This window comes from Clostridioides sp. LIBA-6622, assembly GCF_056716095.1.
Map to the genome: position 1 here is coordinate 1,878,963 of NZ_CP196998.1, position 13,171 is coordinate 1,892,133.

At 28.1% G+C, this 13,171-nt stretch carries 14 protein-coding genes; 7 read left to right on the forward strand and 7 right to left on the reverse strand.

From position 1 onward, the window contains the following. Positions 1–21 precede the first annotated feature (21 nt). From ACTG47_RS09095 to ACTG47_RS09105, 3 genes are read left to right on the forward strand one after another with little or no spacing between them, the layout of a single operon-like run. Entirely contained in the window at positions 22–1,311 is a 1,290-nt protein-coding gene (locus ACTG47_RS09095) for a cytosine permease (RefSeq protein WP_479926912.1), read from the forward strand. A 53-nt stretch (positions 1,312–1,364) separates the two neighbouring features. Beyond that, the gene (locus tag ACTG47_RS09100) at positions 1,365–2,444 is read left to right on the forward strand and encodes a DUF917 domain-containing protein (protein WP_479926913.1); all 1,080 of its coding nucleotides are present in this window, start codon (positions 1,365–1,367) and stop codon (positions 2,442–2,444) included. A gap of 19 nt (positions 2,445–2,463) precedes the next feature. Further along, entirely contained in the window at positions 2,464–4,008 is a 1,545-nt protein-coding gene (locus ACTG47_RS09105; RefSeq protein WP_479926914.1) for a hydantoinase/oxoprolinase N-terminal domain-containing protein, read from the forward strand. Between the two features lie 76 nt (positions 4,009–4,084). Here the strand turns inward: ACTG47_RS09105 and ACTG47_RS09110 are convergent, their stop codons facing one another. From ACTG47_RS09110 to ACTG47_RS09125, 4 genes are all read right to left on the reverse strand, one after another. Beyond that, entirely contained in the window at positions 4,085–4,369 is a 285-nt protein-coding gene (locus ACTG47_RS09110; RefSeq protein ID WP_021384547.1) for a hypothetical protein, read from the reverse strand. 62 nt (positions 4,370–4,431) lie between these two features. Then, positions 4,432–5,196 (reverse strand): lysophospholipid acyltransferase family protein, encoded by a 765-nt coding sequence (locus ACTG47_RS09115; RefSeq protein WP_479926915.1) that lies wholly within the window; start codon positions 5,194–5,196, stop codon positions 4,432–4,434. A gap of 252 nt (positions 5,197–5,448) precedes the next feature. Continuing rightward, positions 5,449–5,721 (reverse strand): DUF3795 domain-containing protein, encoded by a 273-nt coding sequence (locus ACTG47_RS09120; RefSeq protein WP_169470228.1) that lies wholly within the window; start codon positions 5,719–5,721, stop codon positions 5,449–5,451. A gap of 41 nt (positions 5,722–5,762) precedes the next feature. Further along, positions 5,763–6,572: a helix-turn-helix domain-containing protein gene (locus ACTG47_RS09125; RefSeq protein ID WP_479926916.1), complete on the reverse strand. Its 810-nt coding sequence runs from the start codon at positions 6,570–6,572 to the stop codon at positions 5,763–5,765. A 314-nt stretch (positions 6,573–6,886) separates the two neighbouring features. On the opposite strand from ACTG47_RS09125, the gene ACTG47_RS09130 reads away from it, so the two are divergent. After that, entirely contained in the window at positions 6,887–7,168 is a 282-nt protein-coding gene (locus tag ACTG47_RS09130; protein ID WP_021384558.1) for a hypothetical protein, read from the forward strand. Between the two features lie 339 nt (positions 7,169–7,507). After that, positions 7,508–8,065, forward strand: a complete 558-nt coding sequence (locus ACTG47_RS09135) for a CD3072 family TudS-related putative desulfidase (RefSeq protein WP_479926917.1) — start codon at positions 7,508–7,510, stop codon at positions 8,063–8,065. Between the two features lie 133 nt (positions 8,066–8,198). Here ACTG47_RS09135 and ACTG47_RS09140 read toward each other — a convergent pair whose 3' ends face one another. The 3 genes from ACTG47_RS09140 to ACTG47_RS09150 all read right to left on the reverse strand — a co-directional run bounded on the left by ACTG47_RS09140 (position 8,199) and on the right by ACTG47_RS09150 (position 11,327). Next, positions 8,199–8,393 carry a peptide ABC transporter substrate-binding protein gene (locus ACTG47_RS09140; RefSeq protein WP_479926918.1) on the reverse strand — a complete coding sequence of 65 codons (195 nt, stop codon included), beginning with the start codon at positions 8,391–8,393 and terminating at the stop codon, positions 8,199–8,201. Positions 8,394–8,658: 265 nt separating this feature from the next. Continuing rightward, positions 8,659–10,278: a Na/Pi cotransporter family protein gene (locus ACTG47_RS09145; RefSeq protein WP_479926919.1), complete on the reverse strand. Its 1,620-nt coding sequence runs from the start codon at positions 10,276–10,278 to the stop codon at positions 8,659–8,661. Between the two features lie 308 nt (positions 10,279–10,586). After that, the gene (locus ACTG47_RS09150; RefSeq protein WP_479926920.1) at positions 10,587–11,327 is read right to left on the reverse strand and encodes a helix-turn-helix transcriptional regulator; all 741 of its coding nucleotides are present in this window, start codon (positions 11,325–11,327) and stop codon (positions 10,587–10,589) included. Positions 11,328–11,475: 148 nt separating this feature from the next. On the opposite strand from ACTG47_RS09150, the gene ACTG47_RS09155 reads away from it, so the two are divergent. Both ACTG47_RS09155 and ACTG47_RS09160 read left to right on the forward strand, forming a co-directional pair. After that, positions 11,476–12,225, forward strand: a complete 750-nt coding sequence (locus ACTG47_RS09155; protein ID WP_479926921.1) for a nucleotide-binding protein — start codon at positions 11,476–11,478, stop codon at positions 12,223–12,225. 42 nt (positions 12,226–12,267) lie between these two features. Continuing rightward, positions 12,268–13,158 carry an ABC transporter substrate-binding protein gene (locus tag ACTG47_RS09160; RefSeq protein WP_479926922.1) on the forward strand — a complete coding sequence of 297 codons (891 nt, stop codon included), beginning with the start codon at positions 12,268–12,270 and terminating at the stop codon, positions 13,156–13,158. Positions 13,159–13,171: the final 13 nt, after the last annotated feature.

The following is a 13,171-nucleotide window of genomic DNA, read 5'->3' on the forward strand; positions in this document are numbered from 1 at the left end:
GATTTAAATGGAGGGATGGAAATGGAAGAAGAAAAAATTAACTATGCACTGGAGCAGGTTCCAGAGCACCAAAAACGTGGTTGGGTAGCCATGTTTTCAGTTTTAGTAGCAATAGGTGTGGATTTATCATCTGTTATCTTAGGGGCTGAATTGGCACAGAGTATGCCAATGAAACAAGCAATATTATCAGTAATTGTTGGTTCATTTTTTTCTGCAATTTTGTATACTACATGCTCTTTGGTTGGTTCATCTACAAGCCTATCTACATCTATGATAACAAAGTATGTGTTTGGAGAAGCTGGAGCAAAAATATTTTCTCTAGTTATAGGTGTTTCTCTATTAGGGTGGTTTGGAGTTCAAGTAGGCTTCTTTGCTCAAAATGCACAAATAATAATAAAAGATATATTTAATCTGGATGTGAGTATGCAAATTCTAAGCCTCATAGGTGGTCTCTTGATGATGAGTACTGCTATTTATGGATATAAGGCAATGGAAAAGTTAAGTGTATATTCAGTACCATTCTTGTTAATTCTTATGATGCTAACTATATTTTTAGCTTTTAGAGCAAATGGAATTCCAGTTGATGATAATATGAAATCTACTATGACATTTGCAGGTGGAGTCTCTTTATCAATGAGTATAATAATAGTTGGTGCAATAGTATCTCCTGATATAAGTCGTTGGGCTAAAAGTAGAAGAGATTGTGCGTTTTCAAGTTTTTTGGGGATACAGTTTGGAAATGCCTTTATGATAGTAGTTTCTATAATATTAGTAAAATGTATGGGAACTTCAGATATTATGAGAATTTTTATTACATTAGGAATTGCTATACCAGGGATAATAGTGCTTACCTTGGCTCAATGGACTACAAATACAAGTAATGTCTATTCAGCATCACTAAGTATAGCACTTGTGCTTAAAAAAGCTCCTGAGAAAGCATTAACTATAGTTCTTGGTATTGTAGCAACATTATTAGCTGTATTTGGAATATATGAAGGGTTTATAGGGTTTTTAAATCTACTTGGAATCGTAATTGCACCTGTTGGTGGTGTATATACAGCGGAGTATTACATAGTAAAACAAGAACTTAAAGGTTTTGATAAGGGTGTATTATACAAACCAATAGTTAAACGTTCAATAGCATCTTGGATAATTGGTATACTGATAACTTACCTTTCAACATATGGATTTATAACTCTTACTACTATAGCTCCTTTAGATGGGTTTATAGCAGGCTTTGTAGTACAATCTATTATTGGAAAAGTGCTTTGTTCAATAAAAAATAAGGAAAATATAGATAAAGCAGTGTAATGAAATTTGTTTATAAAGTATAAAATAAATTTGAAATATGAGGAGAAAGTAACATGAGATTTTTAACAGAAGAAAGTGTGGATAAAATAGCAGTTGGTGCAGCAGTACTTGGAACTGGAGGTGGAGGCGACCCATATGTAGGTAAATTGGTTGCAAAACAAGCAATTAAAAAATATGGTCCTGTAAAAGTAATAAGTTTGGATGAACTTGATGATGATGCTCTAGTAGTTCCAGTATCTGGTATGGGCTCTCCTGTAATTACAATAGAAAAATTACTTTCTGAGGTAGAATTAACTACACCATTAGAAATAATGGAGAAATTAATAAACAGAAAAGTAGATGTTATAATTCCTATAGAAATAGGTGGAATAAACTCGCTTATGCCAATAGCGGTTGCTGCAAAAAAAGGACTTCCTATTTTAGATGCTGATTCTATGGGTAGAGCTTTTCCTGAAGCTCAAATGGTAACTTTTTATCTTGAAGGGTATGAGGCATCACCTGCTGTAATGTCTGATGAAAAAGGAAATTCTGCTATCCTTTATCCTGTGGATGGAATTTGGTCAGAAAGGCTAGCTAGAACTTTAACTGTGGAAATGGGAGGAAGCTCTTCTATTAGTGACTACAATTTAAGTGGGGCTCAAGTTAAAAAAGCCGCTATAGGTAATACACTTACAATAGCTGAAACTATAGGAGGATTTTTGCTTGAAAATAAATCTGATTCAAAAGGTGCTGTTGAGAATATATTGAAAGAATTAAAAGGATATAAGTTATTTGAAGGAAAGGTAATTGATATTAAAAGAGAGTTGAAAGGTGGATTTACTAGAGGACATGCCTTTTTTACCGGAATTAATGAATATGATGGAGAGTATTCTATATTATTCCAAAATGAGAATTTAATTGCAAAAAAAGGTGATATACCACTTTGTATTACACCAGACTTAATAGCAGTGTTAGATTTAGAAACTGGATTTCCAATAACTACAGAAAGAATAAAATACGGTTCTCGTGTTATGGTAGTGGCTTTTCCTTGTAATGAAAAATGGAGAACAGAAAAAGGAATTGAGACAGTTGGACCTGGATACTTTGGATATGATGTGGAATATAAAACAGTAGAAGAATTACAAGGAAAATAAAGTTTAGGAGGAAATTTTGATGTATCGTGTAGGAATTGATGTTGGAGGAACAAATACAGATGCTTGTGTACTGGATGGGGAATTAAAAGTGATTCATTCAGTTAAAGTAGCAACTACAAAAGATGTTGAGACAGGTGTTTATAATGCCTTAAAAAAAGTGATAGATGAAAGTAAAATTGACCATTCTTTAATAAAGTATGCTATGCTTGGTACAACTCATTGCACAAATGCCATTATAGAAAGAAAAAGACTTAATAATGTAGCAATGATAAGAATAGGAAAGCCAGCAACCACTGCTATTCTTCCTTTTATAGATTGGCCAGAAGATTTAAGAGAAAAGATAGAGTTGGATTCAATACTAGTGTCTGGTGGATATGAGTTTGATGGTAGAAAAATAAATGAACTTTGTAAAGAAGAAGTTGTAGAATTTTGCAATAAAATAAAAGACAGAGTGGAAAGTGTTGCAATAAGCGGAGTATTTGCTCCAGTAAATAAACAACAAGAAGAAGAAGTTGCAAAGTGGGTTAGAGAAATTTTAGGAGATATTCCTATATCTTTATCAAATGAAATAGGTAATATAGGTATACTAGAAAGAGAAAATGGAGCTATTTTAAATTCTGCATTATCTCAAGTAGGTAAAGCTGTATCTTTAGGATTTGAAAAAGCACTTAAAGATTTAGGTATAGATGCACAAATTTATTTTAGTCAAAATGATGGCACATTAATGAATTTAGAGTATACAATGAAATATCCAATTTTTACAATTGGATGTGGAATAACAAATTCTATAAGAGGAGCATCTTTCTTATCAGAAGTAAAAAATGCAATAGTATTAGATGTTGGTGGGACTACAAGTGACTTAGGTGTGCTATATAATGGCTTCCCTAGAGAGTCATCAATTCCTGTTACAATTGGAGGAGTACATACAAACTTTAGAATGCCAGATGTTTTAACTATTGGACTTGCTGGTGGGACATGTGTAAAAGGTGAAAAAGATAATATAAAGATAGGGCCTGAAAGTGTTGGTTATAAAATAACTGAAGATGCAATAATATTTGGTGGAGATACTTTAACTTTATCAGATGTTGTTACAAAGTTAGATATGGCATTTAAAGATAGAAAAAGTAATGTTGAACATTTAGATAAAGAGTATTGTGAAGAGGTATATAAAAAGGTAATTTTAAAACTAGAGGATGTTGTAGACCAAATGAAAACTAGCCAAGATGATGTTGAGTTGGTTTTAACAGGTGGTGGAAGTATAATTGTCCCTGAAAAATTAAAAGGCATAAGTAATGTTATAAGACCTCCTCATTACACTGCTGCAAATGCTATTGGTGCAGCCTTAGGACAAATAAGTGGAGACGTAGAAAAAGTATATAGCTTAGATAAAATGTCTAGAGAAGATGCTATAGAAGATGCAAAACAAGAGGCAGTAAATAAAGCTTTAAAGGCTGGTGCTAAAAAAGATACTATAGAAGTATTAAACATAGAAGATGTTCCACTTGCATATCTTCCTGGAAATGCACTCCTTATAAAAGTAAAAGTTGTTGGTGATTTAATTTAAAGAAGGACTTAATTATTTTTAAACTTAATTTTAAATATAAAAAAATCGGTGCTTAATTTGTACCGATTTTTGTTTTTTAGTAAAGAACTCGTTTTTTTGCTTCAGCTATAGCTCTAGCAGCACTTTTTGCTTGTATTCTTTTTTCTTCTTCTTTTTTGAATGCATTTATTGTTTCATTTAAATTCTTATCATGTTCATTTTTTTCTTTATCTTCATTTTCTCTATATACTAATACATAATTTATTATTGATTCATTTATTATTTGGGATATACTCTTATTTTCATTAATTCCTATTCTTTTAACTTCTTTGAGTAATGTTTCATCAATATGAACTGTTGTTTGCTTTGTGTTTTTTGCCATGTTAATCACCTCTTAAAAAGAATTTTAACATTAAAATTTTTTTTAGTCAATAAATTTTAATATTAAAATTCTTTAAAGGTTTTATTTGATTTTCTAAAACTTTCTATTGCTTTTATCATATTATTTTTTATATTTTCACCTAAAACAGAAGATTTTAGTCTAGGATTTTCAATATGGTCATAAATTGGTTCTAAAAATTCAACTTCAACAGGAAGAGAATTAATCTTACCAATAGGCTGATATCCTTCATAAGTATCTTTTGAATTTTTTATTACTAGTGGAACAATAGGGCATTTTGCTTTATATGCTATTTTTAAGGCTCCACTTCTAAACTCTGATACTAGTGAATTTGGTTCTTTAATCCATGTTAAATCTCCTTCTGGAAATACAGCCATACTTTGACCTTTAAGTATATTTTGAGAAGCTTCAGAGATACTTTTTATTCCTTCTCGATTGTTTTTTCTGTTTACATATACACATCTTAATAGTTTCGCCCATTCTTTAAAAATAGGTATATTCCTCCAAACTGGTTCATCTGCAATTACACATCCAATTGGTCTTTCCACACTTGCTGCTAATATGAAGCTATCAAGCATACTAGAATGATTTACAACAAATAGAAGTGGTTCTTTTGGTAATGTTTCTTTTCCAATTATATTAAGGTCTATATTTACTATATCTAAAGATTTTCTAGCTTGCTTTTGCATGAATTCGAATTTTTCTTTTAAGCTAAATTTATCAGGATTCTTTTTGATTTTAATGAGCCTGGGTATAGAAGATGTAAAACCTATAAGTTGATATGTAGCAAATTTTAAGTAATTATTCATAAAATTATCTCCTTAAAATAAAATTATTTATTACTGTAAAGATTTTAACATAAAATAAAATTTAAGTCTATTTTAATTCATTTCTATAATCTATATTTAAAATAGATAGATATTAAAATTTTATACTTTTAATTTTATCAATAAATTACTATTCTATTAAATCAACTTAATAACCTTTAAATTCAATTATAAAAACTGTTGTAGATTATCAACAACAGTTTAAAAAGATTTACTTTATAATATAGAGATATATTAATTCGTAATGCTAGAACTAGCCCATTCTTTACACTGAGCAATTCTTTTTCCATCATCACCTTGTTCTTTATCATATGCAAATTGATTGAGCATTTCACATGGAAATGTATCACATAGACCACAATGTGTAAGATTTTTATTTTCACAACATGATTTTACAGGACATTCTTCGCCCCAAAAAGGTTTATCAATACATGTACATCCTTTACAGTTCACCTTTTCTTTGTACTCACATTCATAACACAAAATTCCACATCTTGATTCTATCATTCTTACTCACTCCTTAAATATAAATTTTATATCATTGTACATCAAAATTTATACTTTTCATTGTAAAAATCGGACAAATTTTTTATATAGGTTGTTGGATTAACACCACAAATAGATTTAAAATCATTTATAAAATGCGACTGGTCATAATAGCCAATATCTTGAGCTAAAGTTGTAAATGGTACCTTATTATTTTGTACTTCTTGTAATACAAGATTTATACGAAGTAATCTAAGATAGGATTTAACACTCATGCCAAGAGAATTATTAAAAATCCTATTTAAATGACGTTCACTATAACAACTGATTTGAGAAATATTTTTAACAGACACAACAGAGTTCTGTTTTCTAGCATCTTCAAGGATTGGTATAGTCATATCTATTATATTTGATTTGAATAAGGATGATAAAAACAACATATCTAGTTCTTCTATCAATTCTTTTAGATTACTTGTTTTTTCAAATATAGAATTAATTTTTGAGTTAAATAATGTATTAAAATCTTTAAGTGTAATTTTTAAATCTGTGGATTCCTTTTGAGAAAAACCCGTTAAGTAATATACTCCACCTGGGCGAAACTCAACAAATACTCGAAATAGTACATTTTCTATATCATTTTTTACAATTATAGTTTTCGTTGTAGCTCCCCAAAATGAACTCTCCATACCTTTTTTATCAAATTCAAATATCATACATCCACTAGCATCAGGTATTAATGTGAGATTTTCTTTAATGTTTATATCGGAAATAGATATTGTATAGTGTGCTATATATGGCCTTAACAATTTATGTGGCAAAATATATGTATACTGTTTGCAGGTATTTAAAATATTATTGATTATTTTATTCATAAGTACATCCTCCTAATATATTAAGAATAAATATGTTAATTTATTTTAATATATAATAAACAAATTTTGATTTAACTGAAATGTTTCAATAAGATATCTTTGTTAAATTCAGATACAATAATTGTAAGTTAAAATTTCAAAATATACAATTATTATAAATTATGGATGTTTGCTAAATAGATGTATTAGCCAGGAATAGATATAAATTAGGATTAGAAAATAATAGTGTTACTTTCATAATAAATACATATAAAGATATTTTTAAGAATAAAATTTATTATTAAATAAAAAATAAAGGAGAGTGGTTTAATAGTATGGCATCAAAACAAACACCAAGAAACAATTTAGAAAAGTTTTTGAGAATAAGAGTTTTATCACATACAGGCGACAAAATACATATAAAATTGCCTGTAAATTTTGCAAAGAGAATGATTGAAAATAATGCTTTGGATTTATTTAATGGGAAAGATGATGTAGTAGATGGCAAAAAAGTTACTGAGATATTAGTTAAAGCATTTGACTATGATTTAACTGGAGAAGTAGTTCACTTAGAAAGAAAAAACGGAGATATTATTAAGGTTTCAATTATACAATAGAACTAATTTATGTGAGTTTTATTTTGAAAAAATATAACGAATTGAAATTTAGTAAGAAAGCTTAGCCTATTATTAGTATATAATACACATTTATAATTTATAGATGTGTATTTTTTATATGTAAAATTTAAATGTCTATATTATGAAAGTATTACAATTTTGGAAATAGATGTAAATACATGTTATATAGTATAATATAAATAGTATATTATTTTGTAAAGTCAGCAAATAAATTCAAGTTAAAAAACAAGTTAAGGAATACAGTGTTATTAAGTATAATATTGAGAGTATTTTTTGATAGTCAAAGGTGTAGAATGATAAAGTGTGGAGGAGGAAAACATGTTTACAGATGGAAGAAGTAAGAAAGTAGTTTTTATAGCACATTGTTTATTAAATCAGAATGCCATTTCAGATGGGACCGCCATATATCCTGCAACATTTAAGGATATAATTGAATTATTTATTAATGAAGAAGTGGGCATCGTCCAATTACCATGTCCAGAGCTTAGTTGTTTGGGAATTGATAGAGGAAATGTAAATGGTGCTAATGAAGATGTAGTAAAAGAAAATACAAGGATTAGGAAAGAAATGCAAAAAGATGATAAATATAAAAAGTTACATCTATTAGTCGATTATGTGATGCAACAAATCTTAGAATATAATAAATATGGTTTTAAGATACTAGGTATTATAGGTGCAAATCGCTCTCCTAGTTGTGGAGTTGATACTACTTCAGACAATGATGAAGAAATTAATGGTAAGGGTTTGTTTATGTCAGAGCTTTATGAAAAACTTGCAAAAGAAAGTTTATCAATTCCAATGATAGGATTAAAGAGTACAGATGACTACATAATTAAGATAACAACATTACTTCAAAAAAATGATTTATTACATTGATTTGGTACTTATTTTTGGAATAAGACTTATTATTAGTATAGTAAAGGTAGAATAATAAAAAAACGGGACATGGTAGTTAAAAAGGCGTCCTGTTTTTTCATATATTCTAGGCATATGTACTTTTTTAAATTTATTATATTCTTTTTAATTGAATTTTTTCATCTGAACACAAAGTTTCAAATCTGTATGCATTTGTCATCTCATAAAAACCAAAAAATATAAAACCATCACGAGAAGTAAATTCATATTGTATATTTTCACTTTTCAATATATTTTCTACTTTACCTATTTTTTCACTATATATAATGTCCACCATATAATTTATCATTGTAGAACCCTCCTATTAATATGACAATATTCAAATATATAATAACATATTTAAATGACACAGTAGTATTAAAAAATAAAATAAACTTTTGATATTAAGATATTAAATTTTTAGTAAAATGTTTGTGAATAATCTAAATAATAGTTTGATACTAAATAATATAATACTTTGAATCTTGAATAAAAAATAAGAAGCTATAAATGATATAAGTATCATTTATAGCTTCTTATTTTTTATTCATTAGGATTACATATAAAAGTAATCACTATATTTTTTGTTTAAGTTTTAATACTTGTTTTACAATATTTGTTGAATGGTCAGAAATTCTTTCTAAATTAGTAAGTAAGTCAAGATAAAGCACACCAGCATCTATTGTACAACTTCCATTATTTAATCTAATCATGTGTGAATTTCTAAAAGTTTTTTCTAAGTAATTTACTTCATTTTCAACTTCTAAAACTTTGTTTGCTAACTCAAAATCTTTAACATCTAGCACTATTAAAGCATCCTTAAAGTTAGTCATAGTCTTATTGTATATTTGGTATATTTCTTTTATCGCACTATCAGAGAAGTTAACATTCATTTCTTTAACACTCATAGCCAATTCAGCTATATTTTCTGCATGGTCAGATACTCTTTCAATATCATTTACAGTGTTAAAAAGTAAATCTGTTCTAAAACGTTCATCATCTCTAAGAGGTTCTTTAGAAAGTTTTAATAAATAGTTCAGTATATCTTTTTGTAGCTTATTGACAACTTTTTCTGACTCAAAAGTTTTATTAATATCATCACTGCTCTTATTCAAAAATCCTGCAATTGAATGTTCTAAAGAATTTGTAGCTTTGTGTCCCATTCTTACAACTTCTTGTACAGTATTACCAAGTGCTATAGATGGAGTACTAAACATTCTTTCATCTAAGTACTTAGTATTATTTACTACTTCTGATTCAGTTTCTTTAATAGGTATAAGTTTATTTGCTAATTTAACTATGTATTTAGAAAATGGTAATAATATTATAACATTTGTAAGGTTAAATAAAGTATGTGCATTTGCTATTTGTCTAGCAGTATCAGTTGGGTCAAAATGAGTAACTATAGCTGATATAGGTTTATTTAAAACAACCATAAATATGATTGTACCAATTACGTTAAAGCTTAGATGCATTACAGCTGCACGTCTAGCATTTCTGTTTGCTCCAACACTTGATAAAAGTGAAGTAACACAAGTACCTATATTATCTCCATAAAGGATAGGTAAAGCGGCTGATAGAGGAAGTATTCCCTGAGAAGCTAAGGCTATTAACATACCCATAGATGCACTTGAACTTTGTATAATACCTGTTATAGCAAATCCGGCTAATATACCCAATAGAGGATTTTTACTAAAATATAAAAGTACATCAGTAAATGCTTTATATTCAGCAAGTGGAGCCACTGCATCTTTCATAAATTCCATACCTGTAAACAATATACCAAAGCCAATAAGTATTTCAGATAAATGTTTTGTTTTTTGATTTGATGTAAATAAATAGAATACAATACCTACACCTAGAGCAATTGGTGCTATTCCTTCAAGATTAAATGAAACCAATTGGGCAGTAACTGTAGTACCAATATTTGCCCCCATTATTACACCAATAGCTTGACTTAGATTCATTATTCCTGCATTTACAAATCCTACAACCATAACAGTAGTAGCACTTGAACTTTGTATAATACCTGTAACAACTGTACCTACCAGTACACCCATAACAACATTACTTGTTAAGAGTTCAATAATTTTTTTTAATTTGTCTCCTGCCGATTTTTGTAGACCTTCTCCCATTAAACTCATTCCATAAAGAAAAAGTCCAAGTCCACCGATAAGGCTAATTGCTATATTCACGATATTTCCTCCCTTAAGAAATTAATAAATTTTTTATCTGAATTATAAACTTTATTAACTAAAATTTATTGTTTCCTTAATATAGAATAACAAATTTTGTCAATAAAAATATTAATGTTTTGTTAAGTATACGTTAAGAGAATGTTAAATCTTTAAGTTGTTGTTAATTTGAGAAAATTCACTATATATAGCAATTTAAAGACTTGAACTAAGATTTGGGCTATTTTATGTACAATTGATTTAACAAAAAATTAACCATATTTGTAAAAATCATGTAAAAAATATCATCCTTTTTAGAATGATATTTTTTAATTATAAATATTCTTATATTCAATTGGTGTAAGATTATTAAACTTTTTAAAAACTATGCTATAGTAGTTTTGACTATTGAATCCAACAAGTACAGCAACATCTAAAATAGAAAAATCTTTTTTTAGCAGGTATTTTTTACTCTTTTCAACCCTAACTTTATTCAAAAAATTAGTAAAAGTATATCCACTTTCTTTTTTAAATAGAGAACAAAAATAACTTTTATTAAGTTGTAGGTCATTACATATATCAGTCACAGTTATATCTTCTGAGTAGTTTTTATGAATATAATCTATAGTTTTCTTTACATAAAAACTAAGAGCTGGTTTGTGTTTCATTTTATCATGACATATCTCTGATAAAAGATTGGATATGTAATCTAAACAGGATAAAGGTTTAAATGGGATGTCAATAAACTCAATGTCATTATTGATACAGGATTTAAAAGGACCTACAATAAAATAACCACTAGAGACATCAAACTTATGTATAGGCATAACTATAAAATGTATGTCATCACAAAAACTTAACATTATATAGGAAAGATTTTTATTAGATATAAAATCTGTGCTATTTATGCTATTAAATATATTTAAACTTGAAAAATATATTTCTAAAGTAGAGTTATATCCAATACTGCAAATCTCTTTTAAATCCTTACTAACTGCCTTTGTTGGAATGTTACAACAGTCAAAAAAATCGTTAATGATGAGTTCCATATCATCTTTAAAATCTTTCAAAAAATCACCTCTTTCAAATTTATACAAATATTTTTATAAAAAAACAAATATAGTTAAGAATTAAAATAATATATCAATTAAAATAGTTATTGCGAATGATAATTAATTTCGTTAAATAATATTATGATGTAAGAGAGGTAGAAAGTCAATGAAAAAGATAGCTATTTATGGGAAAGGAGGAATTGGAAAATCAACAACAACTTCCAATTTATCAGCATCACTTTCTCATTTAGGATATAAGGTAATGCAAATAGGATGTGACCCAAAATCTGATTCAACAAAAAATTTAATGAAAGGTAAATTCATACCAACAGTACTTGACGTAATGAAAGAAAAAAAGGAAGAACTAAAGCTTGAAAATATAGTGTTTGAAGGTTATGGAGGAGTATTATGTATTGAAGCTGGAGGGCCAACTCCAGGCGTAGGATGTGCAGGAAGAGGTATAATAGCAGCATTTGAAAAATTAGAAGAATTAAAAGCATTTGAAATATATAATCCAGATGTAGTAATTTATGATGTTCTAGGGGATGTTGTTTGTGGAGGTTTCTCAATGCCAATAAGAAATGGGTTTGCAAAGGAAGTGTATATAGTAACTTCTGGAGAAATGATGTCAATGTATGCTGCAAGTAATATATCTTTGGCTGTGGAACAATTTAAAAATAGAGGATATGCTTCTTTAAAAGGTCTTATATTAAATGCCAAGAATGTTGAGAATGAAAGAGAATTAGTTGAAAAATTGGCAGATGAAATAAAAAGTGAAGTTTTTCATTACATACCAAGAAATAAAATTGTACAGCAGTCCGAAAATAATGGACGAACTGTTATAGAAGAAGATAAAGATAACGAAATGTCAGAAGTATATATAAATCTTGCAAATAAAATTATGCAAAATAATTAAAAAATATATGTTTAAAATAAAGTTTATTATGGAGGAAATTTTATGAAATTAAAAAAATTATGCTCAGTATTTTTACTTAGTTCATTAATATTAACAGGGTGCTCAAAATCATCAGATAGTGAATTCAAGGAGACAAATAATAATGTAAATGTAGTTTCAGCTACAGTTGCAGCGACACAAGTACTAGATAAATTGGATGCTACATTAGTAGGAATACCAACAACTAAATCCGATTTGCCTGAAAAATATAAAGATTTACCAGAAGTAGGACAGGCTATGAATCCTGATTTAGAAATTGTAGCATCTCTAAAACCAGATGTATTTGTAGTTGATAGTATGTTTAAAGAAAATGTTGAAAAAAGTATGAAGGAATATAACTTAGATACTTTTTATTTTGAGACTGGCACATATACAAAATTTCTTAAAAGCATAGAAAGTTTAGGAGAAAAAATAAATAAACAGAGTGAAGCCAAAAAACTTATTGATGAGCTAGAAGGAGTAGAACAATCTGTAGTAGCAAAATCACAAAAACAATCAAAGAAACCAAAAGTAGCAATATTATTTGGTGGTGGAAATAATTTTATGTTAGCTACAAAAAGCTCATATCTTGGAGATTTGGTAAAAACAGTAGGTGCTGAAAATATAGCTGACAATTTAACAGATAATGTAGAGTCAGGTTATATACAATTTAGTTTAGAACAAATTTTAAAAGAAAATCCAGATTATATACTTAGATTTGCACATGGAAATATTGAAGAAACAAAGAAAGCATTTGATGACTCTTTTGAAAAAAATCCTGCATGGGCTACATTAGATGCAGTAAAAAATGGGAAAGTCATAGATTTAGATTCAAGTGTATTTAATGTATCTGCAAATATATATGTTAAAGATTCAATAAATAAATTAGGAGATATCTTCTATGGAGATAAATAAATTTTAGGTGGGT

Excerpts from the sequence above, each read along its gene's own strand:
- ACTG47_RS09125 (WP_479926916.1), bottom strand. The coding sequence starts at position 6,572 with ATGAATAAAATAATCAATAATATTTTAAATACCTGCAAACAGTATACA.
- ACTG47_RS09115 (WP_479926915.1), bottom strand. The coding sequence starts at position 5,196 with ATGAATAATTACTTAAAATTTGCTACATATCAACTTATAGGTTTTACA.
- ACTG47_RS09105 (WP_479926914.1), top strand. The coding sequence starts at position 2,464 with ATGTATCGTGTAGGAATTGATGTTGGAGGAACAAATACAGATGCTTGT.
- ACTG47_RS09120 (WP_169470228.1), bottom strand. The coding sequence starts at position 5,721 with ATGATAGAATCAAGATGTGGAATTTTGTGTTATGAATGTGAGTACAAA.
- ACTG47_RS09110 (WP_021384547.1), bottom strand. The coding sequence starts at position 4,369 with ATGGCAAAAAACACAAAGCAAACAACAGTTCATATTGATGAAACATTA.
- ACTG47_RS09100 (WP_479926913.1), top strand. The coding sequence starts at position 1,365 with ATGAGATTTTTAACAGAAGAAAGTGTGGATAAAATAGCAGTTGGTGCA.
- ACTG47_RS09155 (WP_479926921.1), top strand. The coding sequence starts at position 11,476 with ATGAAAAAGATAGCTATTTATGGGAAAGGAGGAATTGGAAAATCAACA.
- ACTG47_RS09140 (WP_479926918.1), bottom strand. The coding sequence starts at position 8,393 with ATGATAAATTATATGGTGGACATTATATATAGTGAAAAAATAGGTAAA.
- ACTG47_RS09135 (WP_479926917.1), top strand. The coding sequence starts at position 7,508 with ATGTTTACAGATGGAAGAAGTAAGAAAGTAGTTTTTATAGCACATTGT.
- ACTG47_RS09160 (WP_479926922.1), top strand. The coding sequence starts at position 12,268 with ATGAAATTAAAAAAATTATGCTCAGTATTTTTACTTAGTTCATTAATA.
- ACTG47_RS09095 (WP_479926912.1), top strand. The coding sequence starts at position 22 with ATGGAAGAAGAAAAAATTAACTATGCACTGGAGCAGGTTCCAGAGCAC.
- ACTG47_RS09130 (WP_021384558.1), top strand. The coding sequence starts at position 6,887 with ATGGCATCAAAACAAACACCAAGAAACAATTTAGAAAAGTTTTTGAGA.